The sequence below is a fragment of the Pseudomonas sp. 22085 genome (assembly GCF_052045815.1).
In the GTDB taxonomy this organism is placed as follows: Bacteria; Pseudomonadota; Gammaproteobacteria; order Pseudomonadales; family Pseudomonadaceae; genus Aquipseudomonas; species Aquipseudomonas glycinae.
On sequence record NZ_JBQEQA010000019.1, the window covers coordinates 98200 to 123003 of the forward strand.

Consider the following 24804-nt stretch of genomic DNA (forward strand, 5'->3'; position numbering starts at 1 on the left):
ATCTTGAACCCCCGCTTCAAGAGAACCGCTGATCCGGCCGATAACCCGTTCGGTGACTACAGAGTCGCGCGAAATCGCTTGATAGCATTTGGCCGGCAGCTATCATCTGCGCGCCTGGAAATGGTCCATCTTCTTCAATTGCCTGGAAATCCTCGATGCTGTCGTATCACCAAAAGAGTTTTCTGATCGTCGATGATTTCTCGGATTTCCGCAGTTCCGTGCGTTCGATGTTGCGCGAGTTGGGCGTCAAGGATGTGGACACCGCCGACACCGGTGAGCAGGCGCTGAAAATGTGTGCGCAGAAGTCCTACGATTTCATCCTTCAGGACTTCCACCTCGGTGACGGCAAGAAGAACGGTCAGCAGGTGCTGGAAGACCTGATGATGGAGAAGCTGATCAGTCACGAAGCGGTGTTCGTGATGGTCACGGCCGAGACCAGTCAGGCGATGGTGCTCAGTGCCCTGGAGCACGAGCCGGACGCGTACCTGACCAAACCGTTCAACCGCTCTGGCCTGGCTCAGCGCCTGGAGCGTCTGGAGCAGCGCAAGACCCTGCTCAAGCCGATCCTGCAAGCCCTCGACCGTGGTAAACCGGTCGAGGTGCTCAACGCCTGCATCGCCCTGTGCAAACAGGACATCCGTTATTCGCCGCTGTGTCTGCGCTATCGCGCCGATGCCTTGCGCGACATGAACCAGAACGAAGCGCTCGAGCGCCTCTACGACAGCATCATCGCCGACCGGCCATTGCCGTGGGCGTTTGCCGGGTTGGGCAAGTTGCTGTTCAAGCGCGGGCAGGTCAGTCAGGCCAAGGGCGTTTACGAAAAAGCCCTGAAGGTCTTCCCGATGATGCCGGCGTTGTATGACGGGATGGCCGATGTGCTGGTCGCCGAAGGCGATACCAAAGGTGCTCAACAGGTATTGGAAGAGGCGATTCGACTGTCGCCGCTGGCCGTGCGCCGTCAGGCGTTGCTGGGCAAGCTGGCGATGGCCAACGAAGATTTCGAGACGGCTTCCCGGGCTTATCGCCAGGCGGTGAATCAGGGCGCGCAATCGCGGTTCAAGGATCCGGAAAGCAATCTCGGCCTGGCCCACGCGCTGATCAGCAAAGGCAGCGAACGCGGGCTCGACACCCGTACGCGGCTGGAGATCAACACCACCCTCAGCGCCGTGGCCAAGGAAAACCCGACCGATCCGGGCCTGCAGATTCGTGCGCGTCTGATGAAAGCCACGAGCCTGTTGCTCAACGATGCCGAGACCGCCGAGAAACTCACCGAGCAAGCGCTGATGCGCCTCGACGGCATGGAGCAGTTCATGAGCCCCGAGGCGGCGTTGCTGGTCGCCAAGCAATTGCAGATGCTCGGCCAGGCCGAGGCGGGCACTTCGATGCTCAAGAGCTGCGCAGAAATCTACGGTGATGACCCGACGGTGATGAAAGACATCGCCAAGCTCACCGACGACCCGACTATTCTCAGCTCCAGCAACGCTGCCGCCGATCTCAACCGGCAGGGCGTGCGCGTGTACAAGACCGGTAATCTGGTCGAGGCCCGCGAGGTGTTCCGCAAGGCGCTGAAGATGCAACCGAAGAACATCAGTATCGCGCTGAACATGGCCCAGTCGCTGCTGCACGGCACCGACACCAATGTGCCGTCGGCGGAGCTGGAAGAATGCCGGGCCTGCCTGAAACTGGTGGGCATGATGCCCGATACCGACGCGCGTTATCCGCGTTATCAGAAGCTGAAAAGCAAGGCGTTTGGCGAATGAACCAAGACGAGCAGGCACTGGATTTTTCCACGGTGATCGCCTCCACCGTGCACGACATGAAGAACTCTCTGGCGATGCTGATGCAGGCCCACAGCCAATGGCTGGCGCGCCTGCCCGAGGCCCAGCGCCAAGGGCCGGAGCAGGGCGTGATCGACTTCGAGTTCGCCCATCTCAACGGCATGCTGGTGCAGCTGCTCGGGCTGTACAAGCTCGGGGTCAATCAGATGCCGTTGCAGCCGGCTTATCACGAGCTGGACGACTTCATCGAGGCGCAACTGGCGGCGCATCAGGACGTGTTCGCCAGCCGTGGAATCATCGCCACTTACGAAGTCGATCCGCTCAGTCCCCTGGGCTTCTTCGATCGCGAACTGATCGCCTCGGTGCTGGGCAATTGCATCAACAACGCGATCCGCTACGCCCGCGAATCGCTGCTGATCACCGTCAGCGACGAAGCCGGGCAATTGGTGCTGAGCATCAACGATGACGGCGACGGTTACCCGGCCGAAATGCTCGAACGTCAGTCCGATTACGTGCAGGGCATCAACCACAGCAGTGGCAGCACCGGCCTCGGTCTGTACTTCGCCGGACGTATCGCCGCGCTGCATCAGCGCAACGGTGTTGGCGGCCGGACCGAGATCCGTAATGGCGGCCCGTTGGGCGGCGGCGTGTTCAGTATTTACCTGCCCTGAATCACGGATTCATCGACCGGAATTCTTTTTGTTGGCTGCTGCTTGATATTCCGAACAGCCGAAGCCTATTTTGTCCGGGTCGCCGTTCGCGGCTCGCACAATAACAAGGATTGCGTCATGACAACCGATGGCCAGCGTTCACTCGCGCAGCGATTGACGGGCATTGATGAGATTGAATGTGTCACGCCGGATTTGAACGGCGTGCCACGGGGCAAGGTAATGACCGCCGAGGGCTTCCTCGAAGGGCGGCGTTTGCAGTTGGCCCGAGGGGTGCTGCTGCAATGCATCATGGGCGGCTATCCCGCCGCAAAATTCTATGGCAGCGATGACGGTGATCTGGCGCTGGTGGCCGATCCTGCGCAGATCCATCCGTTGCCATGGAGTGATGAGCCGCGGGCCTTTGCAATCTGTGATGCCGACGAGCTGACCGGTGAAAGCTCCAACCTGTCGACCCGAGGTCAGCTCAAGAAAGTCATTGCCCGCTACGCAGCTCTCGGGCTGGCGCCGGTGGTGGCGACCGAACTTGAATTCTTTGTGTTCGCGCCGAACACCGACCCGAACCAGCCGTTCCAGCCGCCCGTCGGTCTCGACGGTCGTCGCGAGGACGGTCATTCGGCGTTCAGCGTCAGCTCCAACAACGGTCTGCGGCCGTTCTTCAGTGAAGTCTATAAATGCATGGCGGCCCTTGGTCTGCCGCGTGACACCTTCATGCACGAAATGGGCGTCAGCCAGTTCGAGATCAACTTGCTGCACGGTGATCCGCTGTTGCTGGCCGACCAGACCTTCCTGTTCAAGCATCTGCTCAAGGAAGTCGCGCTCAAGCACGGCCTGACCGTGGTGTGCATGGCCAAGCCGCTGGCGCACACGCCGGGCAGTTCGATGCACATTCACCAGAGCATCGTCGAGATCGGCAGTGGCAAGAATGTGTTCAGCGACGCGGACGGTCAGCCAACCGCGATGTTCCGCCACTTCATCGGCGGGCAGCAGGCGGGCATGGCTGATTTCACCGCGCTGTTTGCGCCGAACGTCAATTCCTACCAGCGCCTGTGCCATCCGTTTGCGTCGCCGAACAATGCCTGCTGGTCCCACGACAACCGCGCTGCCGGCCTGCGTATTCCGGCCAGTTCGCCGGTCGCGCGTCGGGTCGAGAACCGTTTGCCGGGGGCCGATGCCAACCCGTATCTGGCGATTGCCGCGAGCCTGGCCGCCGGCTTGTACGGCATCGAGCATGAACTCGAACCAAGCGAAGCGATTCAGGGCGAGTTCGAAGTGCCGGACAATCTTTCGCTGCCGTGTACCTTGCACGCGGCGCTCGAACGTCTGAAACGCAGCCAGCTTGCAAAGGAACTGTTCGGCACGGAGTTCATCGAAGGCTACATCGCTTCGAAGACCATGGAGTTGACCAGCTTCTTTGATGAAATCACTCCCTGGGAACGCCGTGTTCTAGCAGCCCAGGCCTGACGAAATGTCGCCGTCGGGCTATCGTTTGATAGCCCGATACTTACTGCAAGGAGCCGCTCGGAACGCCGATGCGCCAAATCTGGAAATCCTTTCGAGCGCTGTATTTCGCCTCGCTGATGATGTTGATCGGCTCGGGCCTTCTTTCTACTTATCTGGCTTTGCGTCTGGCTGCCGACCATGTCGACGGGTTGTGGGTCGGTGCGTTGATGGCCGCCAACTATTTTGGTCTGGTGCTGGGCGGCAAGATCGGTCACCGCTTGATTGCCCGGGTCGGGCATATCCGTGCCTACTCGGCGTGTGCCGGGATCGTCGGTGCGGCGGTGCTCGGTCATGGCCTGGTGGACTGGTTGCCGGCGTGGCTGGTGCTGCGGACCATCGTCGGCCTCGGCATGATGTGCCAGTACATGGTCATCGAGAGTTGGCTGAACGAGCAGGCCGACGCCAATCAGCGCGGTCTGGTGTTCAGTGGCTACATGATCGCGTCGTATCTGGGGCTCGTGCTCGGTCAGTTGATTCTGGTCATGCACCCGGGCCTTGGCCTGGAACTGCTGATGCTGGTCGCATTGTGTTTTGCCCTGTGTCTGGTGCCGGTGGCGCTGACTCGACGGATTCACCCGGCGCCGCTGCATCCGGCGCCGATGGAGCCGCGCTTCTTTATCAAGCGCGTGCCGCAGTCGCTGAGTACGGTGCTCGGGGCAGGGCTGATCATCGGTTCGTTCTACGGTCTGGCGCCGTTGTATGCCTCGCAGCAAGGGCTGTCCACCGAGCAGGTCGGTCTGTTCATGGGTAGCTGCATCTTTGCCGGGCTGGTGGTGCAGTGGCCGTTGGGCTGGTTGTCCGACCGCTATGACCGGGCGCTGTTGATCCGTTGCTTTGCGCTGTTCCTGGCGGTTGCTGCATTACCGCTGGCGATCCTGCCGCAGGTGCCGTTGGAGGTGTTGTTCGTGGTCGGCTTCTTGTGTTCGCTGGTGCAGTTTTGTCTGTATCCGTTGGCGGTGGCGTTCTCTAACGATCACGTCGAAGGCGAGCGCCGGGTGTCGCTGACGGCGATGTTGCTGGTCACGTACGGCGTGGGTGCCAGCGTCGGCCCGCTGGCGGCGGGGGTGTTGATGAAGCTGTTCGGGCCGCAGAGTCTGTATGCATTCTTCACCTTTTTCGCGCTGGTGCTGGTGTGGCGGATCCGGCCGAAAGCCGTGACCAATCTGCACCAGGTCGACGATGCGCCGCTGCATCACGTGGCGATGCCGGACAGCATGTCCAGTTCACCGCTGGTGGCGGCGCTTGACCCGCGGGTCGATGAGCAAGTGGTGCAGGAGCAGATGCAGAATACGGTCGCTCCAGAGCCTGAGCCTGAGCCAGAACCTGTCGCGCCAACCGACTCGACAGTCGAGGGCGAGGGGCCGGACATCAGCACCGCCAGGCCTTGATTCGGGCATAAAAAAACGGGCAGTCACCGCAGTGACTGCCCGTTTTTTATGCTTGCCGATCAGAGGTCGTCTTTATCGAACCGACGCGCTTCGCGTTGCAGTTGATAAACGAAACGCTCGACGTTGCGGGCCGCCGGGCCGCTGATGTTGTGAAAGCGCAGGCCGGCGAAGGTGATGTTGAGTTTTTCTTCGAAGTGCAGGTAACGCAGTTCGACCGAGGTTGGCTGGTTGCCGAACAACGGCGCGGCGATCAGGCGATCATAGACCTGGCCCAGTTGCAGGCGGTCGGTGATGTCGCCTTCGAAACGCAGCTTGCAACCGGTGGCAGAGATATCCAGCAGTTTGCCGCCGATAGGCGACTTGAGCTTTTCGCCACCCAGTTCGACGCTGACAAGGTCGGTCAGTTTCAAAGCGGCTCGGAAGGCATTGCGGCGCTGGTGATAAACCACTTCGGTTGGCATCTCGCCAATATAAAAGCGGTCACCGTCGGAGTCCTTGATGTCCAGCGTACCGTTGCATTCCCAGGCAATGCGCACGCCGTCATGGAAACCTTCGACCTTGAACGGCTCACCGGCGAGCAGGAAGCGTTCGCCATCGCGCGGGATCATCTCGTCCAGGGCAATCGTGGCGGCTTCCCGGTCAACCTTGATCAGGTAGCTCTGGAACCGCTGGCTGCGCTCGTGGAAGGTGATGATCAGAGGATCATGGCTCTCTTGCAGCTGGCGCAGGTTGCTGGAGATCTCCAGGGGCGTGGTGAGCACCTTTGGGGGCTGCGGAGCGTCATCGTTGGACACGTTAAATCAATCTCCAGACAAAATTTGACTACGGCTGGCCAGTATTTTGCCAGCATGTTTCGCACGTTGATAGGGCGCAAGCATGGAAGAAAGCATCACGCCTGGCTGAGCGCGCGTGGTTTCTGCAGTTTGGAGAAGGTGCCACTGGCATCGTAGAGCGCGGGAGGCTCGCCGCCGGTGAGGATTTTCAGCTGATTGGCCGTGGCGGCCTGCTGCATGACGATCGATTGGCCATTCCTGGCATTCGCTGCCTGGCACTGGGCGATCAGGTCGGTCAGGACATCGCTCTGGCTCAGCAACTGGTCGCCGATGCTCGACTGGCTGGCCAGTTGTTCCAGGCCGGCGCGGTCGATCGACAGGTTGAGGCTGGCGAGAATTTCGCTGCGTTTGCGGCCATGCTGTTCGAGCAGAATGATCAATGCCTGCTTGTTCGCCAGAATTTCTTCCAGCAGAGGCATGTCGCGACCGTGCAAGGCGAGGGACTCGGTTTGCAGTAACTCCAGCAATTGTTGAGCTGGAGCAAAGTCGTCGATGATCAGTTGCAATAAATTAGTGTCGTGCATGGCTGGCCTTGGGTTTTAAGCGTCCAAAAGCCTGGCGCAGACCGAGGCCTAGCGCTGGGCTTCGAAGTTGAGCAGTTTGCTGGCTACACGGTTGCTGTCGACTTTATAGCTGCCATCGGCAATCGCTGCTTTCAATTCGGCCACACGGGCTTTGTCGACGGCAGGCTGATCGCGCAGCTTGTCAGTGACCTTCTGCAACTGTTGAGCCTCATTGCTGAGGTGTACCGATTCCCCGCTTTTTGCGGTACTGGCCTGTTCGGCCGGGGTATTCAGCGGCGCGGAGGTGCCGGTTTCGGCGGTTTCCTTGGCGTTGCTGGTACGTGTACTGCCCGTAAGTGACGAGGAGCTGTTCAAACGGCTGAAATCGATGACCATGTTAAAAACCTCTGGGAATTTGGACGCTTGCCATGTTCTCGGCCATCCCCTGGAAAACTTTAGGCTCATTTAGCAATGAGCTTGCATGCGCCGTTGCAGATCCTGCTGCGGCACAGTTTAGGGAACAGCTCGGGTCAGCGCCAGTTTTCTGCCAAACGCTCAGGGGCTTTTCAAATATCCGCTCATATTCCCGCTCACGCCTGCGGTCACATCGCCACTTCCACCTGGCCAGGCGCCACAACCTGCGCTTTGATGACCCGCTGGGAATTGAGGTTTTTCACGCGAATCTGTTCCTTGAGGCCGCCGTTGGCCAGGGCTTCACCCGGCATGCGCACGGCGAGGGTGCCACTGCGGGCGGTGATCACCACCTGGTCGCCCTTGCGAACCACTTCCGCCTGTTCCAGATGCACCAGGGTAATGACTTGATCGGCGACCGTTGGTCGGGTCAATTTCTGTCCGATGGCTTCATCCACCGACGTCAGGAAACCCTGGTTGATCGTGCTGACGTCGCGCTCGCGCAAGGTCACGTCCTGCGGCTCGATGATGCCGGCGCGCTTGAGTGGCCGCGTGGTGGTGACAATCTCGCGAAACAGGCGGACTTGAGCGGGCACGAACACCGTCCAGGGGGAGGCGCCTTCGCAGCGGACCTTCACCGTGACACGGCCCAAAGGACGTGCCGGACTCTCCAGTGTCGCTGTCAATTCCTTGTCGCACATAGGCATGCGCATGCGCGGATCGAGCTGGTTGACCTCGATTTCATAACGGCCTTCCGTTTGACTGGTAGCCAGATAGTCTTCTACGGTGAATTCAAGAAAGCCCTGAGTGACGCCGATAAGCATGTCAGGCAAGGTAACCGCATCAGCAATGGCAGGGCTGCCAGCGAAAAACAGGCAAACGGCGGACATGGCGCAAAGCCCTCTGCGGAGGGGAGATGTCAGGCGTCGGAAAAATGTCGTTTGAGCGTTCATACGAGTTAAAAAGCAAGCGCCGTGCCGTTTAGCAATGAATGTGCGTCGCAACAACACTTGGCGTTGGTGTAGGAGTCTGGGCATGGCTGGTGTAATGGATTCGGTGAACCAGCGCACGCAACTGGTGGGGCAGAATCGCCTGGAGCTGTTGTTGTTCCGTCTCGACGGCCAGCAGCTCTACGGGATCAACGTGTTCAAGGTTCGGGAAGTGCTGCAGTGCCCGCAACTGACGCTGATGCCCAAGTCCAGTCCTGTCGTGTGCGGGGTGGCGAATATCCGGGGGGCGACCATTCCGATCCTTGATCTGGCGATGGCGACCGGCTCCGGTGCTTTGAAAGACAAGAACAGTCCGTTCGTGATCATCACGGAATACAACACCAAGACCCAGGGTTTCCTGGTGCGCTCGGTGGAACGTATCGTGAACATGAACTGGGAAGAGATTCATCCGCCGCCCAAGGGTACCGGACGCGATCATTACCTGACCGCTGTGACTCGGGTCGACAATCAGTTAGTCGAAATCATCGACGTCGAGAAGGTGCTGGCGGAAGTCGCGCCGACGCCGGAAGCGATTTCGGTCGGCGTGGTGGATGTCGAGACCCAGAGCAAGGCGTTGTCGCTGCGGGTGCTGACGGTCGATGACTCGTCGGTGGCGCGCAAGCAGGTGACGCGTTGCCTGCAGACGGTCGGCGTCGAAGTGGTGGCGTTGAACGACGGCAGGCAGGCGCTGGATTACCTGCGCAAGCTGGTCGACGAGGGCAAGAGGCCGGAAGAAGAGTTCCTGATGATGATCTCCGACATCGAAATGCCGGAGATGGACGGGTATACCCTGACGGCCGAGATCCGCAGCGACCCTCGCATGCAAAAGCTTCATATCATCCTGCATACTTCGTTGTCGGGTGTGTTCAATCAGGCGATGGTCAAGAAAGTCGGTGCCGATGACTTCCTGGCCAAGTTCCGTCCTGATGACCTGGCATCCCGGGTAGTCGACCGGATCAAAGCAGCAGATATCAGCTAAGGGCCTTCTGCCCTCGGCGTTCAACACGATTTAAGAGGCGGCATCATTTGTCTACGGGTAATTTGGATTTCGAACAGTTCCGGGTCTTCCTGGAAAAAGCCTGTGGCATTTTGCTCGGTGAAAACAAGCAATATCTGGTGTCGAGCCGTCTCAACAAACTGATGGAGCAGCAAGGCATCAAGTCCCTGGGTGAGCTGGTACAGCGCATCCAGACCCAGCCGCGCAGCGGTTTGCGCGAGCAGGTGGTCGATGCCATGACGACCAACGAAACCCTGTGGTTTCGCGACACCTATCCGTTTGAAGTCTTGAAGAACAAGGTGCTGCCCGAAGCGATCAAGGCCGCTCCCAATCAGCGTCTGCGGATCTGGTCGGCGGCCTGCTCGTCGGGTCAGGAACCCTATTCACTGTCGATGTCGATCGACGAGTTCGAGCGGACCAACATCGGCCAGTTGAAGATGGGCGTGCAGATCGTCGCCACTGATCTGTCCGGCAGCATGCTGACCAACTGCAAGACCGGCGAGTACGACAGCCTGGCGATTGGCCGTGGCTTGTCCGCCGATCGTCTGCAGCGTTACTTCGACCCGAAAGGGCCGGGGCGCTGGGTGATCAAGGCGCCGATCAAGAACCGGGTGGAGTTCCGCTCGTTCAACCTGCTCGACAGCTACGCAAGCCTTGGCAAGTTCGACATCGTGTTCTGCCGCAACGTGCTGATCTACTTCTCCGCCGAGGTGAAGAAAGACATCCTGTTGCGCATCCACAGCACGCTGAAGCCGGGCGGATATCTGTTCCTTGGCGCTTCGGAAGCGCTGAACGGTCTGCCGGATCATTACCAGATGGTTCAGTGCAGCCCGGGGATCATCTACCAGGCGAAGTGAAACACCGGCGACACAAGAAACGGGAGTCCTCAGGGGCTCCCGTTTTTTTATGCCTGAAGGTTTTGCCGGTGGCAGGCGGCAGAAAAGCGGCATCCGGCGGAAACCGGTTGCCGCTTTTCTGGCATCGCCGCGTTGCCGGTTCCGTGCAAAGCCCCGTAATCCGGGGCTTTCTAAAACTGGCACGACGCTTGCTATACCCCTGTTACGAAAAATCCGGTCACCTGAAGGTTCCCGACATGAGCATCAGCTTCGATAAAGCGCTCGGCATTCACGAAAAGGCTTTGGGCTTCCGCGCCCAGCGTGCCGAAGTGCTGGCCAACAACATCGCCAACGCCGACACCCCGAATTACAAGGCGCGGGATCTGGAGTTCTCCAAAGTGCTCGAAGCACAGAGCCAGAAGAACGCCAACGGCACCATCGCCCTGAACATGACCAACAGCCGTCACATCGAAGCTGAAGGCCTGGGCAATGGCGACGAGTCGCTGATGTATCGCACGCCGATGCAGCCGTCGATCGACCAGAACACCGTGGATGCCCAACTGGAACAGTCGAACTACGCGGAAAACGCGGTCGGCTTCCAGGCCAGCTTCACCCTGCTCAACAGCAAATTCAAAGGGCTGGTGTCAGCCCTGCGCGGAGAGTAATCCATGTCCCTGTCCAGCGTTTTCAACATTGCCGGCAGCGGCATGAGCGCCCAGACCACCCGTCTCAACACCGTGGCCTCGAACATCGCCAACGCCGAGACCGTCTCGTCGAGCATCGACCAGACTTATCGTGCCCGTCACCCGGTGTTCGCCACCATGTTCCAGGGCGGCCAGAGCGGCGGCAGCAATTCGCTGTTCCAGAACCAGGACGCAGCCGGTCAGGGCGTGCAGGTCATGGGTGTGGTCGAAGACCAGAGCAACCTCGAAGCGCGCTACGAGCCGAATCATCCGGCGGCCGACGCCAAGGGCTACGTCTACTACCCGAACGTCAACGTGGTGGAAGAAATGGCTGACATGATTTCCGCGAGCCGGTCATTCCAGACCAACGCCGAAATGATGAACACCGCCAAGACCATGATGCAGAAGGTACTGACCCTCGGTCAGTGATAAGGGGCGACTGCCATGAGTGTTACCGATACCACCAGCAGCCTGACGATGAACGACATACTGGCCAACTCTTCGAAGAAGACCAGTAGCACCACCACCGGCGGCATCGCTTCGGCCACCAACAGCTCGACCGGCGGCCAGGCCCTGGGCAAGGACGCGTTCCTGCAACTGCTGGTGACCCAGCTGAAGAACCAGAACCCGCTGGACCCGCAGGACAACAGCGCATTCGTTGCCCAGTTGGCGCAGTTCAGCAGCCTCGAGGGGATCACCACCCTCAACAGCACCGTCAGTTCGCTGGCCGGCAACTACAACTCGTCGCAAGCGTTGCAGGCGTCGTCGTTGGTGGGTCGCAATGTGATTGTGCAGACCAACACGGTTCAGCTGGACGATCCGAGCAAAGGCATGACCGGTTCGGTCACCGTTCCGTCGTCGATTGCCGGCGGTACAGTCACCATCACCGACAGCAGCGGCACCGCCATTCGCACCATTGACCTGGGCAGCCGCGCCGCCGGCAATGCGAGCTTCACCTGGGACGGCAAGGACAAGGACGGCAACCTGGTGAAAACCGGTACCTACACCGTCAAGGCCAACGCCTCGATCAACGGCACCGCGACCGACCTGGCGACCTACCTGCCCGCCACGGTCACCAGCGTGACCATCAGCCAGACCGGCGGCGAGCTGATGCTCAACCTGTCCGGCAAGGGCACGGTCGCCCTGTCCAAAGTACAAACCATTGGTATATAGAGCCGACTAACCGGCACAAAGGAGTGGAATATGTCTTTCAATATCGGCCTTAGCGGTCTCTATGCAGCCAACAAGCAACTGGACGTGACCGGCAACAACATCGCCAACGTTGCGACCGCCGGTTTCAAATCGTCCCGTGCAGAATTCGAAGACGTCTACTCGGCGACTCGCCTGGGCAGCGGCAGCAAGGTCATTGGTAACGGCGTGCGTCTGGCCAACGTTTCCCAGCAGTTCACCCAAGGCGACATCAACAACACCGGCAACGTGCTGGATATGGGGATCAACGGTTCGGGCTTCTTCACCCTGAGCAACAACGGTTCGATCTCCTACACCCGTGCCGGTACGTTCAAGGTCGACAAGGACGGCTTCATTACCAACACCGACTACACCTCGCGTCTGCAAGGCTACGGTGTGGATTCCAACGGCAAGATCATCAACGGCGTGTTGACCGATCTGAAGATCGACACCTCGAACCTGGCGCCGAAGTCTACCTCGCTGGTGACTTCGACCATCAATCTGAACTCGACGGCTCCGGTGATCGACGACACAGCAGTGGCCGGCAAGTTCGACCCGACCAACCTCGCGACCTACACCAAGTCGTTCAGCACTCCGATCTATGACAGCCAGGGCAACTCCCATGTCATGGATCAGTACATGGTGAAGACCGGCGCCAACACCTGGAAGGTCTACACCCTGGTGGACGGTCGCAACCCGGATGCTACCGGCAGCGATCCGAAAGTCACTGCGCCTGTCGCGTCGACCATGACCTTTGACTCCACTGGCAAGCTGACTCAGGTCAGCACTCCGCCTGCCGTGATCAGCAGCGACCTGAAGCTCACTGGCTGGGTACCGGGCACTGTCACCAACGGTGTGTGGACGGCCAACGGTGCTTCGGCTAACCCGGCCGGCATTACCATTTCGATGGCCAAGACCACTCAATACAACGCTGACACCGCGCGTTCGATCCCGACGCAGGATGGTTATGCCACTGGCCAGATCACCAACCTGACGATCGACGGTACCGGTACGCTGTTCGCCAACTTCAGCAACAACCAGAGCAAGGCTATCGGCCAGGTTGCGCTGGCCAGCTTCACCAACGAGCAGGGCTTGCAGCCGATCGGTGGTACCAGCTGGAAAGAAACCTTCGCTTCGGGTATCCCGGGCTACGATGCACCGGAAACCGGTACGCTGGGTTCGGTTGTTTCGAACTCGCTGGAAGAGTCCAACGTTAACCTGACCAATGAGCTGGTGGACCTGATCAAGGGGCAGAGTAACTATCAGGCGAATGCCAAGACCATTTCGACTCAGAGCACCATTATGCAGACCATTATTCAGATGACCTGATTCTGGGTTTGGTTTTGTACGGGAGCCCCTCTTTTTGAGGGGCTTTTTTTTGGCTGCGGTTTGGAGTGTTTATCCGTTTCTGCGGGTGTTGCCGCTGGCGGTTTCGCCCTTACGGCGAGTCCCTTTTGCAAACGCCCAAAAGGAACCAAAACGCTGGGCCCCGGCGTTCGGCACCTCGCTTTGGCTCGGTGTTCCTTCGTTACGGGATTCATCCGGGGGCATCGCCTACGGTTTGCTTCGCTGCACCTCCTCTCGATGCATGCGGCTGCGCCGCACGGTCGCTGCGCTCCCACCCCCGGATAAATCCCTCCACTCAGCCTTCCGATGGGGCCGGCATGTCAAAAGCGGTACTCGAGCTAACGCTCATCGTGTTGAGTGGTGGAGGCAAAGGCAAAGGCAAAGGCAAAGGCAAAGGCAAAGGCAAAGGCAAAGGCAAAGGCAAAGGCAAAGGCAGGCGCGGGATGTTTGCTTTTTAAGGCTTGAGTTCAGCTCGGTCTTTCACGTCGGCGTACCTCCCCCAAACACCTCGGTCAGTTCCCTCTCCCTCTGGGCGGTCCGACGTTTCGGGAGGGCTAGGGTGAGGGGGCTTTTGCTTTTGCTTTTTGCGCGGGCAAAAGAAAACCCCCGACAAACCAGAAGTCTATCGGGGGTTTCTCGGATCAGGCGTTTCGCAACGCCTGATTCAGCTCAGCTTATTGGCAAGCTTCGCAATCCGGCTCGTCGATGGCGCAAGCCTTTGGCACTGGAGCCGGGCCGGCAGGGGCTGCCAGGACCGAGTCGTCGCCGTGGTTGCCGCCGCTGGATACAGCGTTCAGCTTGCCGGTGTTGATGGTCGACTTCTCGGTGCTGGTCGCGGCCAGGGCACGGAGGTAGTAGGTGGTTTTCAGGCCACGGTACCAGGCCATGCGGTAGGTCACGTCCAGTTTCTTGCCCGATGCACCAGCGATGTACAGGTTCAGCGACTGGGCCTGGTCGATCCACTTCTGACGACGGCTGGCGGCGTCAACGATCCACTTGGTGTCCACTTCGAACGCGGTCGCGTAGAGCTCTTTGAGTTCTTGCGGGATGCGCTCGATCTGCTGAACCGAACCGTCGTAGTACTTCAGGTCGTTGATCATGACCGAATCCCACAGACCGCGAGCCTTCAGGTCGCGAACCAGGTACGGGTTGATCACGGTGAATTCGCCCGACAGGTTCGATTTCACGTAGAGGTTCTGGTAGGTCGGTTCGATCGACTGCGATACGCCGGTGATGTTGGCGATGGTCGCGGTCGGTGCGATGGCCATGATGTTCGAGTTACGGATGCCTTTCTGTACACGGGCGCGAACCGGTGCCCAGTCCAGGGACTCGGTCAGGTCGACGTCGATGTACTTCTGGCCACGTGCTTCGATCAGGATCTGTTGCGAGTCCAGTGGCAGTACGCCTTTGGACCACAGCGAACCCTTGAAGGTCTCGTACGAGCCGCGCTCGTCGGCCAGGTCGCAGGACGCCTGGATTGCGTAGTAGCTGACCGCTTCCATCGACTTGTCGGCGAACTCGACGGCAGCGTCGGAACCGTAAGGGATGTGCTGCAGGTACAGCGCGTCCTGGAAGCCCATGATGCCCAGACCGACCGGACGGTGGCGGAAGTTGGAGTTCTTCGCCTGCGGTACCGAGTAGTAGTTGATGTCGATCACGTTGTCGAGCATGCGCACGGCGACGTCGATGGTGCGCTTGAGCTTGGCGGTGTCCAGCTTGCCGTCGACGATGTGGTTCGGCAGGTTGATCGAGCCCAGGTTGCAGACCGCGATCTCGTCCTTGTTGGTGTTCAGGGTGATCTCGGTGCACAGGTTCGAGCTGTGAACAACGCCGACGTGCTGCTGCGGGCTGCGCAGGTTGCACGGATCCTTGAAAGTCAGCCATGGGTGGCCGGTTTCGAACAGCATGGACAGCATCTTGCGCCACAGGTCTTTGGCCTGGATGGTCTTGAACAGCTTGATCTTGCCCGGGTATTCGGTCAGGGCTTCGTAGTACTCGTAGCGCTCTTCGAAGGCCTTGCCGGTCAGGTCGTGCAGGTCCGGAACTTCGGATGGCGAGAACAGGGTCCACTTGCCGTCATCGAAGACGCGCTTCATGAACAGGTCAGGAATCCAGTTGGCGGTGTTCATGTCGTGGGTACGACGACGGTCATCACCGGTGTTCTTGCGCAGCTCGATGAACTCTTCGATGTCCATGTGCCAGGTTTCCAGGTAGGCACACACAGCGCCTTTGCGCTTGCCACCCTGGTTAACGGCGACGGCGGTGTCGTTCACTACTTTCAGGAACGGAACCACGCCTTGCGACTTGCCGTTGGTGCCCTTGATGTACGAACCCAGCGCACGAACCGGGGTCCAGTCGTTGCCCAGACCACCGGCGAATTTCGACAGCATGGCGTTGTCGTGGATCGCGTGGTAGATGCCCGACAGGTCATCCGGCACGGTGGTCAGGTAGCAGCTCGACAGTTGAGGACGCAGGGTACCGGCGTTGAACAGGGTCGGGGTCGATGCCATGTAGTCGAACGAGGACAGCAGGTTGTAGAACTCGATCGCACGGTCTTCTTTCTGCTTCTCTTCGATGGCCAGGCCCATGGCCACGCGCATGAAGAAGATCTGCGGCAGTTCGAAACGCACGCCATCCTTGTGGATGAAGTAACGGTCGTACAGGGTCTGCAGGCCGAGGTAGGTGAATTGCTGGTCGCGCTCGTGGTTGATCGCCTTGCCCAGTTTTTCCAGGTCGAAGGAAGCCAGCACAGGGTTCAGCAGTTCGAACTCGATACCTTTGGCGACGTAGGCCGGCAGTGCCTTGGCGTACAGGTCGGCCATTTCGTGGTGAGTGGCGCTCTCGGCCACGCCCAGGAAGCCCAGGCCTTCGGCGCGCAGGGTGTCCATCAGCAGGCGGGCGGTCACGAACGAGTAGTTCGGCTCGCGCTCGACCAGGGTACGGGCGGTCATTACCAGAGCGGTGTTGACGTCGTTCAGGGCCACGCCGTCGTACAGGTTCTTCAGGGTTTCACGCTGGATCAGGTCGCCGTCGACTTCGGCCAGACCTTCGCAGGCTTCGGTGACGATGGTGTTCAGGCGGCCCATGTCCAGCGGCGCGAGGCTGCCGTCGGCGCGGGTGATGCGGATCGACGGGTGCGCCTGTACCGGAGCTTCGGCGGTGGTGCGGGTGGCGCGTTCCTTGGAGCGGGCATCGCGGTAGATCACGTAGTCGCGAGCCACTTTCTGCTCGCCGGCACGCATCAGGGCCAGTTCGACCTGGTCCTGGATTTCTTCGATGTGGATGGTGCCGCCCGATGGCATGCGACGCTTGAAGGTCGCGGTGACCTGTTCGGTCAGGCGGGCAACGGTGTCGTGGATTCGCGACGAAGCGGCAGCGGTGCCGCCCTCAACTGCGAGAAACGCTTTGGTGATAGCGACGGTGATCTTGTCATCGGTGTAAGGAACGACAGTGCCATTACGCTTGATCACGCGCAGTTGACCAGGCGCGGTGGCAGCCAGATCCGAATTCGAATCGGCGGCCTGCGGCAAGGTGCCCTGCGGGTTCTCGCGAGTTGTGTCGGTTTGCATGGGGGGGGATCTCCACATTCTCTATGTTTGTTTGGGCACCATCATGGTGCTCACCGTTCTGGTCCGAAGCACTACAACCGACGGGCGTCGGGCATAACAACTTCGGATCAGTAGGAAAAAGGCTAATGACGCCGCATCCTTGCCGAAGTTTTCGGCCGCGAGCCAAGGCTCGAGCCGGGTTACTTCCAGGGTGACAGTAACGACTGCAACACCCGTACCGTTCCGGTCGTTGCCAACCTGAAAAACGGTGCCATCCGCAAGTGCGGTTTGGGCTTTGAAAAACTTGCTTGGTTCAACCGGAAACCGGCAATAAAGCACTTGAGTTTCAGGTCTGAAATGTGGTTGGGCTCTAGAACGGAAAACCCTATATGTAGGGGGTCTCTTTGCGCCGTGCTACAAGATAATGCGTTTCGAGGGGGCTTGCAACGTACGAGCTGTGGATAAACCTGTGCGTAAATTGTGTAAGAAACCAGGAATTCCCGTGTAGGCCGCTAACCTGCTGAGCTAGACCGTTTGTCACTGTTTTTCAGTCGGGAAAAACGCTTCAGCGGATTTTTAAGGGCGCGAACCCTATCACAAAAATCCGCCTTGTCCGAACGCATTTACCGACTTGTGTTCTGGCTGTACGCCGTTTATACAATCGGCCCATGCGCACGCATTCTTATCCTCCTTAAAGATGACAAAAAGACGGGAGGATCCTTCCTTTATAGGCAGCATCGGCAAGCAGAGGTCACCCGTGGAGCAAGAAGCCTGGCAGGTATTGATAGTCGAGGACGACCAGCGACTGGCCGAACTGACCCGCGAATACCTGCAAGCCAACGGATTGCGCGTGGAAATCGAAGGCAACGGTGCACTGGCGGCGGCGCGGATCATCAAGGAGCAGCCGGATCTGGTGATCCTCGACCTGATGCTCCCCGGCGAAGACGGCCTGAGCATCTGTCGCAAGGTGCGCGACCGCTACGACGGGCCGATCCTGATGCTCACCGCGCGTACCGATGACGCTGACCACATCCTCGGCCTCGACCTCGGCGCCGACGACTATGTCTGCAAACCGGTGCGCCCACGGCTGCTGCTGGCGCGCATCCAGGCGTTGCTGCGACGCAGTGACACACCGGAGGCGCCGGCAGGCAATCCGCGTCGGCTGCAATTCGGCCCGCTGGTGGTGGACAACGCCTTGCGCGAAGCCTGGCTGAGCGACAGCGGTATCGAGCTGACCAGTGCCGAATTCGATCTGCTCTGGCTGCTGGTGTCCAACGCCGGGCGCATCCTGTCCCGGGAAGAAATATTCACCGCGTTGCGCGGTATCGGCTACGACGGCCAGGACCGTTCGATCGATGTGCGCATCTCGCGCATCCGCCCGAAGATCGGCGATGACCCCGATCACCCGCGCCTGATCAAGACCGTGCGCAGCAAAGGCTACCTGTTCGTGCCGGAAGCCTGCGCAGAACTGCCGCTGTGAATTCGATCTTCCTGCGCATCTATGGCGGCATGTGCGCGGCGCTGATTCTGGTGGCGGTACTCGGCGTGCTGGCGCTGCACCTGCTCAACCAGGTGCGCAGCGAACAATACCGCGAGCGTCTGGCCCACGGCACGTTTTCGCTGATGGCCGACAACCTGCAACCGATGAACGAAACCGAGCGCCATCGCGCCTTGCTGGTGTGGGAGCGGCTGCTCGGAATTCCGCTGGCATTGAAAACCTTTGCTCAGACCGATCTCGACCTCACCCAGCGCACTCGCGTGCAGCGCGGCCAGGCCCTGGTGGAGCAGACCGGGCCGCATGCGGCCAAGGTCTACCGGATGGTCAGCGACAAGGAGCAGCTCGTGCTGGTGGGCGAGGTCCAGCAAATCAGCGAGCAACTGGCCCGGGCGACCATTTACCTGTTAGCCGATGAGCTGGTGCGGGTGCCGGTGGGCGAGCAACCCAAACGCCTGGCGCAATTGAAGGAAGAAAAAGGCTTTGGCTTTGATTTGCGGCTGGTCACCGTCAGCGACGCGGACATGGACGAAGACCAGAGCCGTCGGGTATCCGAAGGCGATACGGTGATGGCGCTGGGCAAGGGCGGCGATTCGATCCGGGTGTTCGCCGGGATGGTCGGCACGCCGTGGGTACTGGAAATCGGGCCGCTGTATCAGATGAACCCGTACCCGCCGGAATGGCTGGTGCTGATTGCCGCACTTGGCCTGACCCTGATCGGCCTGATCGTCTATTTATTGGTGCGCCAGCTCGAACGGCGTTTGCGCGGGCTCGAAGCGGCTGCCACGCGCATCGCCAAAGGCAGCCTGGAAACCCGGGTGCCGGCCCGCGGTGCCGACTCGGTGGGCAAGCTGGCGGCAGCGTTCAACGGCATGGCCGAGCACTTGCAGCAGTTGCTCGCCATTCAGCGTGAACTGGTGCGCGCGGTGTCCCACGAACTGCGCACGCCGGTGGCGCGCCTGCGTTTCGGGCTGGAGATGATCGGCTCGGCCACCACCCCGCAGGCGCTGGAAAAATACCGCGAGGGCATGGACCACGACATCGAGGACCTCGACAAGCTGGTCGACGAAATGCTCACGTACGCCCGGCTGGAGCAGGGCTCACCGGCGCTGACCTTCCAGCGCATCGATCTGGATGCGCTGGTCAATCAGGTGATCGAAGAGCTGGCGCCTCTGCGTGCCGAAGTCACGGTGCAACGCGGTCTGTGCCTGTCGGCGGCGGATTGCGATGACGCGTGGGTCGAGGCCGAGCCGCGTTACCTGCACCGCGCCTTGCAGAATCTGGTGGGCAACGCCATGCGCCATGCGCGTTCGAAGGTCACGGTCAGTTATCAGGTCGGGCAGATGCGTTGCCGGGTGGATGTCGAGGACGACGGCCCCGGTGTGCCGGAAACCGCCTGGGAGAAAATCTTCACGCCGTTCCTGCGCCTGGACGACAGTCGCACCCGGGCGTCCGGCGGACACGGGCTGGGCCTGTCGATCGTGCGGCGGATCATCCACTGGCACGACGGCCGGGCGCTGATCGGCAAGAGCAAAAGTCTGGGCGGCGCGTGTTTCAGTCTGAGTTGGCCGAGGAATCAGGAGCGGCGCTAAAAAACTTCAGGCAGGGATGCTGACCAGACTCAGCAACTGCCCGTCCTGCACACTGAACTGAGCGTCCAGTTCCGTGCCGTTGCGCCATTCACTGGACAGATCCGTCAGCAGCCGCAGCCGCACCTGACCCTGTTCATTCCATTCCAGCACTTCGGCGTGTTCGAAGTAGAAGCGCTGCTGCACGATCGGGTACAGCGCCTTGAACAGGCTTTCTTTCACCGAAAAGGTCAGGGTCACCCACAACGCGATCTGATCCCGGGAGCCGGCGGCCATGCGCTGCATTTCCGGTGGGGTCAGGATCTCTCCGGCCAGTCGTTCGGCGCGTTCGGCGTTGAGCAGGTTTTCCAGATCCATGCCCAGCCCGCGCCAGTGCTGTCTGTTGGCGACAATCGCCGCCGCGCGGCCGGTGCTGTGGGTGATCGAGCCGCAGATGTGTGCCGGCCAAATGGGCGCGCGATCCTCGCCGATCGCCGGAACAATGCTCGAGCCTTCCAGCTGCTGCAACGCCGCCCGTGCACAAATCCGCCCGGCAAGAAATTCCGCCTGACGCTTGGCCACTGAACGCTGAATGCTCGGTGGTGGCTCGATGGCGCTGCGGCGGAAGTCATCGCCGAGCAGCTGCGACGGGTCGAAATGGGTGCTCAACAGCACGGTGTCAGGCAATACCTTCGGCAGCGGCCAATGGGCATCGAGCGGGGTGCAGCAGGCGGGGAGGAAAGGGCTGGCAGTCATGTCGGCATTTTGCCGGGTTGTCTTCAGGCTGGATAGTGCCGACATGATCGTTCCCACGCTCTGCGTGGGAATTCAGCCCGGGACGCTCCGCGTCCCTTCGCCGTGTGACGCAGAGCGTCACTGTATGCATTCCCACGCGGAGCATGGGAACGATCAGCAACAGGGGTTCAGCCAAAGATTTTCTTGAAGAACGCCTGCATGTCCGACCAGGATTTTTCATCGGCAGCCTTGTTGTAGCCGATATCCGGGCCACCGTGGTCGCCGTGGCTCAGGCGATCCGCGTCAGGATTGCTGAAGCCGTGCTTGGCACCGTCGAGGCTGACGAATTGATAGTCGGCGCCGGCCTTGTCCATTTCCGACTTGAACGCCGCGACGTTGTCCGGGGTGACCATGCTGTCCAGCGCGCCGTGTTCGACGAGAATTTTCGCCTTCACGCTGCCCGGCGCAGCCGGGGTCTTGGTGGCCAGCGCACCGTGGAAACTCACCACGCCGGCCAGTGGCACACCCTGACGCGCCGCATTCAGCACCACGCCACCGCCGAAGCAGTAACCGATGGCGGCGATTTTATCCTTGTCGGTCTGCGGCTGTTTCTTCAACAGATCCAGCCCGGCCTGAAAGCGCTTGCTCGCTGCATCGGCGTTCTGCGTGGCGGCTTGCATGAAGGCCATCGCGTCTTTCGGGTGCTCGGTGTTCTTGCCTTCACCGTACATGTCGATGGCCAGCGCGCTGTAGCCGAGCCCGGCGAGATCCCGGGCGCGACGCTTGGCGTAATCGTTCAGTCCCCACCATTCATGCACCACCACCACGCCGGGGCGCGGGCCCTTGATCGCGTCGTCGTAGGCGTAGTAACCGATCAGCTTGGTGCCGTCAGCACTCTGATAGGGGATTTCCTCGGTCTTGATCGCAGCCTGGCTGAGGCCGCTGAAGACAAGGAGGGCGAGGGTTAGAAGCAGGCGCATGATCGGGTCTCCTGACAATAAAGGGTCAAAACAGACTAGTTCATTTCATTCAGGCCAGGTTCAGAGAGCGTTCAGGGGCGGTACAGGGGAGGGGCAGTAACCTTGCGCCATACCAAACAGCACTGTGAAAGAGGAAACTCCATGACTCGTTTAAATAAACTGCTGCTGGCTTTTACCGTAATGAGCGCCAGTATCGCGGCCCATGCCGACACCACCAGCAACTTCGCCGGCCTGACTTTTGGCCAGACCAGCGACAAGATCAAAAAATCCAACGCCCTGAACGACAACCTCGGCCACCCGGACGCCACTGCGGCCATCGACGGCAACAACACCTACGGCCTGCGCCTGGGTCAGCAAAACAGCCAGGGTCGCTACTACGCCACCTACGACAACGTGTCGGGCTCGCACAATGGCATTAAACTGCGCCAGGAAAACCTGCTGGGCAGCTACGATTTGTTCTACCCGGTGGGCGGCAGCACCAAGTTGTTCGGCGGTGCCACGGCCGGTCTGACCAAGTTGACCCAGGATTCGCCGGGCTACAGCCGCGACAGCGACATCGGTTACGCAGTCGGCGGTCAGTTCGGTGTGCTGCAGCAAGTCTCGCAGAACACCTCGGTCGAACTCGGTTACCGTTACCTGCGCAGCAACGCGAGCACCGAGATGAAAGAGAGCGGCGGCAGCAAGCAAGGCTCGCTGGACTTGACCAGCAGCGCCCAGACTTACCTGTCGGCCAACTACGCTTTCTAAGCGATTGGTGTCAGGCCCGCGCCGGNGACCCGGCGCAGCCATGTGAGGCGAAAGCCTTTGGAGTTGTCGATTTACCCGGGAGAGCGTCATGAAACTGTTGGTCGTCGAAGATGAAGCGCTGTTGCGCCATCACCTGCAAACCCGCCTGACGGAGAGCGGTCACGTGGTCGAGTCCGTGGCCAATGCCGAAGAGGCGTTGTACCAGACCGGGCAATTCAACTTTGACCTGGCGGTGATCGACCTTGGCTTGCCGGGCATGAGTGGCCTCGACCTGATCCGCCAACTGCGCTCGGGCGGCAAGACGTTTCCGATCCTGATCCTCACCGCGCGCGGCAACTGGCAAGACAAGGTCGAAGGTCTGGCAGCCGGGGCTGACGATTATCTGGTCAAGCCGTTCCAGTTCGAAGAACTTGAAGCGCGACTCAATGCCTTGCTGCGCCGCTCCAGCGGTTTCACCCAGTCGACCATTGTCGCCGGCCCGCTGTTGCTCGACCTCAATCGCAAGCAGGCGACCCTCGACGAGCAACCGCTGGCGCTGACCGCCTACGAATACCGGATTCTCGAATACCTCATGCGTCATCACCAGCAAGTGGTGCCCAAGGATCGGCTGATGGAGCAGCTGTACCCGGATGACGACGAGCGCGATCCGAACGTGATCGAAGTGCTGGTCGGCCGTCTGCGCCGCAAGCTCGAAGGCCCGGCCGGGTTCAAGCCGATCGACACCGTGCGCGGCCTCGGTTACCTGTTCAATGAGCGTTGCACTTGATCCGTTCCCTTCGCGTCCGCCTGATGCTCGCCGCCACCACTCTGGCGGTGTTGTTCATGCTCGCGTTGCTCCCGGCGATGCAGGGCGCGTTCAGCCTGGCGCTGCAGGACTCGATCGAGCAGCGGCTGGCGTCCGATGTCACCACGCTGATCTCCGCCGCACGGGTTGAAAACAACCGCTTGATGATGCCGGCACAGTTGCCCGACGAGCGCTTCAACCTCACGGACAATCGCCTGCTCGGCTACATCTATGACCGCGAAGGGCACTTGGTCTGGCGCTCGAAGGGCACCCAGGAAGAGAAGATCAACTACACGCCGCGCTACGACGGCCTCGGCAACGAGTTCGCGCGAATCCGTGAAGCCAACGGTCAGGAATTCTTCGTCTACGACGTTGAAGTCAAACTGCTCGGCGGCAAGAGCGCGGCCTTCAGCATCGTGGCCCTGCAACCGGTGCGCGAATACGAAACCACCCTCGAAGGCCTGCGAGAAAACCTCTACCTCGGGTTCGGTGCGGCGTTGCTGGTGCTGCTCGCACTGCTGTGGATCGGCCTGACCTGGGGTCTGAAAGCCTTGCGCCGGCTCAGTCAGGAACTCGACGAAATCGAAGGCGGAACCCTCGAAAGCCTCAGCGAACAACACCCGCGCGAATTGCTGCGCCTGACCGGTTCGCTCAACCGCCTGCTGCACAGCGAACGCCAGCAGCGCAGCCGTTACCGCGACTCCCTCGACGATCTGGCCCACAGCCTGAAAACCCCGCTGGCGGTGTTGCAAGGCGTCAGCGAAGACATGGCCCAGCGCCCCGAAGACCGCGATCAGGCCTGGGTGCTGCAAACCCAGATCGAACGCATGAGCCAGCAGATCGGCTACCAGTTGCAACGCGCCAGCCTGCGCAAAAGCGGTCTGGTGCGCCATCAGGTGCGCCTGCGCCCGGTGCTGCAAAGCCTGTGCGACACGCTGGACAAGGTCTACCGCGACAAGCACGTGCGTGTCGCCTTCGATCTGCCGGAGCACTGTTACGTGCCGATCGAGCAGGGCGCCTTGCTGGAAATGATGGGCAACCTGCTGGAAAACGCCTATCGCCTGTGCCTGGGCGAAGTGCGCATCAGCGTGCGCGAAAGTCTGGACGGAATCGAACTGTGCATCGAAGACGACGGCCCCGGCGTACCACCGGATCAGCGCGCACGGATTCTCGAACGCGGCGAACGCCTGGACCGCCAGCATCCGGGGCAGGGCATCGGGCTGGCGGTGGTCAAGGACATCATCGAGAGCTACAGCGCGAAATTGACGCTGGGGGATTCACCGATGGGTGGGGCGGCGTTCAGGATTCATTTCCCGGCTGTGTGAAGCCGAGTCTCTTTCAGGCGGCGCCTGGGTTATGGCCATTCATCGCCACTGTCAGATCTGACAGTGGTTCATTCCGCGCATTTCCAACACTCTGTTTTTGTCCATCATGGGATCGAGACCGTCGGTCGAAAATCCTCTCCCACCTGTCACATCTGACAGTAGCCAAAGCATCCGTCTGATCGCTCAATCACTCCATCGCCCACACCCTTCGGCAGGAGTTCTCGCCATGCTCGTCCAACCGAAAAAAGCCATCGGCACGCTCGCACTGCTCGACCCAGACCTTCCCGGCGCCAAGCAGCTGCCGAACGGAGAATGGGCCATCAACCGCGCCGCCGCACTGCTCAACTTTCCTACTCTGGGCATGAAAGTGCAGATCCCGGTCTGGTCGAACAAAAGTCTGGCCGACAAGGTTGAGCTGTTGCTCAACAACCTCGTGGTCGATCAGCAAACCGTTACCCAGGATGCCGAACTGACCCAGCGCGCTACCTTGTTCGTCGC

The 24804-nt window shown here is 60.3% G+C and carries 23 protein-coding genes; 16 read left to right on the top strand and 7 right to left on the bottom strand.

The genetic code is table 11. The features are described from left to right. The first annotated feature begins 155 nt into the window (after positions 1-155). The 4 genes from ACTJK7_RS22275 (at position 156) to ACTJK7_RS22290 (ending at position 5337) form a co-directional block, all read left to right on the top strand. Positions 156-1760, top strand: coding sequence for a tetratricopeptide repeat-containing response regulator (locus ACTJK7_RS22275; protein WP_064383597.1), 1605 nt, complete (start codon positions 156-158; stop codon positions 1758-1760). Continuing rightward, positions 1757-2449, top strand: a complete 693-nt coding sequence (locus tag ACTJK7_RS22280) for a sensor histidine kinase (protein WP_011335515.1) — start codon at positions 1757-1759, stop codon at positions 2447-2449. The genes ACTJK7_RS22275 and ACTJK7_RS22280 overlap by 4 nt, the downstream gene beginning before the upstream one ends. A 219-nt stretch (positions 2450-2668) precedes the next feature. Next, a complete protein-coding gene (locus tag ACTJK7_RS22285; protein ID WP_199913033.1) occupies positions 2669-3910 on the top strand; it encodes a glutamine synthetase family protein in 1242 nt (413 codons plus the stop codon). A 68-nt stretch (positions 3911-3978) separates the two neighbouring features. Beyond that, positions 3979-5337, top strand: a complete 1359-nt coding sequence (locus tag ACTJK7_RS22290; protein ID WP_085654887.1) for an MFS transporter — start codon at positions 3979-3981, stop codon at positions 5335-5337. A 59-nt stretch (positions 5338-5396) separates the two neighbouring features. Here the strand turns inward: ACTJK7_RS22290 and ACTJK7_RS22295 are convergent, their stop codons facing one another. From ACTJK7_RS22295 to flgA, 4 genes are all read right to left on the bottom strand, one after another. Continuing rightward, complete coding sequence (locus tag ACTJK7_RS22295) at positions 5397-6131, bottom strand: flagellar brake protein (RefSeq protein ID WP_085654889.1); 735 nt, start codon at positions 6129-6131, stop codon at positions 5397-5399. Between the two features lie 95 nt (positions 6132-6226). After that, positions 6227-6694: a flagella synthesis protein FlgN gene (locus ACTJK7_RS22300; RefSeq protein ID WP_011335511.1), complete on the bottom strand. Its 468-nt coding sequence runs from the start codon at positions 6692-6694 to the stop codon at positions 6227-6229. Between the two features lie 48 nt (positions 6695-6742). Then, positions 6743-7069, bottom strand: coding sequence for a flagellar biosynthesis anti-sigma factor FlgM (gene flgM / locus ACTJK7_RS22305; RefSeq protein WP_007960324.1), 327 nt, complete (start codon positions 7067-7069; stop codon positions 6743-6745). A gap of 206 nt (positions 7070-7275) precedes the next feature. Further along, positions 7276-8037: a flagellar basal body P-ring formation chaperone FlgA gene (gene flgA / locus ACTJK7_RS22310; protein ID WP_084777063.1), complete on the bottom strand. Its 762-nt coding sequence runs from the start codon at positions 8035-8037 to the stop codon at positions 7276-7278. An 82-nt stretch (positions 8038-8119) separates the two neighbouring features. On the opposite strand from flgA, the gene ACTJK7_RS22315 reads away from it, so the two are divergent. The 6 genes from ACTJK7_RS22315 (at position 8120) to flgE (ending at position 13106) form a co-directional block, all read left to right on the top strand. Then, positions 8120-9052: a chemotaxis protein CheV gene (locus tag ACTJK7_RS22315; RefSeq protein WP_201816002.1), complete on the top strand. Its 933-nt coding sequence runs from the start codon at positions 8120-8122 to the stop codon at positions 9050-9052. Between the two features lie 47 nt (positions 9053-9099). Then, a complete protein-coding gene (cheR, locus tag ACTJK7_RS22320; protein WP_007960327.1) occupies positions 9100-9927 on the top strand; it encodes a protein-glutamate O-methyltransferase CheR in 828 nt (275 codons plus the stop codon). Positions 9928-10163: 236 nt separating this feature from the next. After that, complete coding sequence (flgB, locus tag ACTJK7_RS22325; protein WP_007960328.1) at positions 10164-10571, top strand: flagellar basal body rod protein FlgB; 408 nt, start codon at positions 10164-10166, stop codon at positions 10569-10571. A gap of 3 nt (positions 10572-10574) precedes the next feature. Then, positions 10575-11018 carry a flagellar basal body rod protein FlgC gene (gene flgC / locus ACTJK7_RS22330; RefSeq protein ID WP_007960329.1) on the top strand — a complete coding sequence of 148 codons (444 nt, stop codon included), beginning with the start codon at positions 10575-10577 and terminating at the stop codon, positions 11016-11018. Between the two features lie 15 nt (positions 11019-11033). Next, positions 11034-11762 (top strand): flagellar hook assembly protein FlgD, encoded by a 729-nt coding sequence (flgD, locus tag ACTJK7_RS22335; RefSeq protein ID WP_064383587.1) that lies wholly within the window; start codon positions 11034-11036, stop codon positions 11760-11762. A 30-nt stretch (positions 11763-11792) separates the two neighbouring features. Then, positions 11793-13106, top strand: a complete 1314-nt coding sequence (flgE, locus tag ACTJK7_RS22340) for a flagellar hook protein FlgE (RefSeq protein WP_064383586.1) — start codon at positions 11793-11795, stop codon at positions 13104-13106. 692 nt (positions 13107-13798) lie between these two features. On the opposite strand, the gene ACTJK7_RS22345 is transcribed toward flgE, so the two are convergent. Beyond that, a complete protein-coding gene (locus ACTJK7_RS22345; protein WP_085654893.1) occupies positions 13799-16693 on the bottom strand; it encodes a ribonucleoside-diphosphate reductase subunit alpha in 2895 nt (964 codons plus the stop codon). Positions 16694-17429: 736 nt separating this feature from the next. Here ACTJK7_RS22345 and ACTJK7_RS22350 point away from each other — a divergent pair. Next, positions 17430-18152 carry a response regulator gene (locus ACTJK7_RS22350; RefSeq protein WP_440779782.1) on the top strand — a complete coding sequence of 241 codons (723 nt, stop codon included), beginning with the start codon at positions 17430-17432 and terminating at the stop codon, positions 18150-18152. Further along, positions 18149-19759 carry an ATP-binding protein gene (locus ACTJK7_RS22355; RefSeq protein WP_323151652.1) on the top strand — a complete coding sequence of 537 codons (1611 nt, stop codon included), beginning with the start codon at positions 18149-18151 and terminating at the stop codon, positions 19757-19759. Before ACTJK7_RS22350 ends, ACTJK7_RS22355 begins: the two co-directional genes overlap by 4 nt. Before the next feature lie 6 nt (positions 19760-19765). On the opposite strand, the gene ACTJK7_RS22360 is transcribed toward ACTJK7_RS22355, so the two are convergent. Together ACTJK7_RS22360 and ACTJK7_RS22365 are read right to left on the bottom strand one after the other, a co-directional pair. Next, positions 19766-20491: a 4'-phosphopantetheinyl transferase family protein gene (locus tag ACTJK7_RS22360; protein ID WP_323151655.1), complete on the bottom strand. Its 726-nt coding sequence runs from the start codon at positions 20489-20491 to the stop codon at positions 19766-19768. 167 nt (positions 20492-20658) lie between these two features. Further along, the gene (locus ACTJK7_RS22365) at positions 20659-21450 is read right to left on the bottom strand and encodes a dienelactone hydrolase family protein (RefSeq protein WP_064383580.1); all 792 of its coding nucleotides are present in this window, start codon (positions 21448-21450) and stop codon (positions 20659-20661) included. Between the two features lie 141 nt (positions 21451-21591). On the opposite strand from ACTJK7_RS22365, the gene ACTJK7_RS22370 reads away from it, so the two are divergent. The 4 genes from ACTJK7_RS22370 to ACTJK7_RS22385 form a co-directional block, all read left to right on the top strand. After that, positions 21592-22197 (top strand): hypothetical protein, encoded by a 606-nt coding sequence (locus tag ACTJK7_RS22370; protein ID WP_064598671.1) that lies wholly within the window; start codon positions 21592-21594, stop codon positions 22195-22197. A gap of 88 nt (positions 22198-22285) precedes the next feature. Next, entirely contained in the window at positions 22286-22963 is a 678-nt protein-coding gene (locus ACTJK7_RS22375) for a response regulator transcription factor (RefSeq protein WP_011335499.1), read from the top strand. Beyond that, positions 22960-24306, top strand: coding sequence for an ATP-binding protein (locus tag ACTJK7_RS22380; protein ID WP_041475405.1), 1347 nt, complete (start codon positions 22960-22962; stop codon positions 24304-24306). The genes ACTJK7_RS22375 and ACTJK7_RS22380 overlap by 4 nt, the downstream gene beginning before the upstream one ends. A gap of 226 nt (positions 24307-24532) precedes the next feature. Continuing rightward, on the top strand, positions 24533-24804 hold a 272-nt coding region (locus ACTJK7_RS22385), incomplete at its 3' end, for a hypothetical protein (RefSeq protein WP_440819232.1).

What these genes read in the sequence shown, in the direction of transcription:
- ACTJK7_RS22275 (WP_064383597.1), top strand. Translation starts at nt 156, where the DNA reads ATGCTGTCGTATCACCAAAAGAGTTTTCTGATCGTCGATGATTTCTCG.
- ACTJK7_RS22280 (WP_011335515.1), top strand. Translation starts at nt 1,757, where the DNA reads ATGAACCAAGACGAGCAGGCACTGGATTTTTCCACGGTGATCGCCTCC.
- ACTJK7_RS22285 (WP_199913033.1), top strand. Translation starts at nt 2,669, where the DNA reads ATGACCGCCGAGGGCTTCCTCGAAGGGCGGCGTTTGCAGTTGGCCCGA.
- ACTJK7_RS22290 (WP_085654887.1), top strand. Translation starts at nt 3,979, where the DNA reads ATGCGCCAAATCTGGAAATCCTTTCGAGCGCTGTATTTCGCCTCGCTG.
- ACTJK7_RS22300 (WP_011335511.1), bottom strand. Translation starts at nt 6,694, where the DNA reads ATGCACGACACTAATTTATTGCAACTGATCATCGACGACTTTGCTCCA.
- flgM (WP_007960324.1), bottom strand. Translation starts at nt 7,069, where the DNA reads ATGGTCATCGATTTCAGCCGTTTGAACAGCTCCTCGTCACTTACGGGC.
- flgA (WP_084777063.1), bottom strand. Translation starts at nt 8,037, where the DNA reads ATGAACGCTCAAACGACATTTTTCCGACGCCTGACATCTCCCCTCCGC.
- ACTJK7_RS22315 (WP_201816002.1), top strand. Translation starts at nt 8,120, where the DNA reads ATGGCTGGTGTAATGGATTCGGTGAACCAGCGCACGCAACTGGTGGGG.
- flgB (WP_007960328.1), top strand. Translation starts at nt 10,164, where the DNA reads ATGAGCATCAGCTTCGATAAAGCGCTCGGCATTCACGAAAAGGCTTTG.
- flgC (WP_007960329.1), top strand. Translation starts at nt 10,575, where the DNA reads ATGTCCCTGTCCAGCGTTTTCAACATTGCCGGCAGCGGCATGAGCGCC.
- flgD (WP_064383587.1), top strand. Translation starts at nt 11,034, where the DNA reads ATGAGTGTTACCGATACCACCAGCAGCCTGACGATGAACGACATACTG.
- flgE (WP_064383586.1), top strand. Translation starts at nt 11,793, where the DNA reads ATGTCTTTCAATATCGGCCTTAGCGGTCTCTATGCAGCCAACAAGCAA.
- ACTJK7_RS22345 (WP_085654893.1), bottom strand. Translation starts at nt 16,693, where the DNA reads ATGCAAACCGACACAACTCGCGAGAACCCGCAGGGCACCTTGCCGCAG.
- ACTJK7_RS22360 (WP_323151655.1), bottom strand. Translation starts at nt 20,491, where the DNA reads ATGACTGCCAGCCCTTTCCTCCCCGCCTGCTGCACCCCGCTCGATGCC.
- ACTJK7_RS22365 (WP_064383580.1), bottom strand. Translation starts at nt 21,450, where the DNA reads ATGCGCCTGCTTCTAACCCTCGCCCTCCTTGTCTTCAGCGGCCTCAGC.
- ACTJK7_RS22370 (WP_064598671.1), top strand. Translation starts at nt 21,592, where the DNA reads ATGACTCGTTTAAATAAACTGCTGCTGGCTTTTACCGTAATGAGCGCC.
- ACTJK7_RS22375 (WP_011335499.1), top strand. Translation starts at nt 22,286, where the DNA reads ATGAAACTGTTGGTCGTCGAAGATGAAGCGCTGTTGCGCCATCACCTG.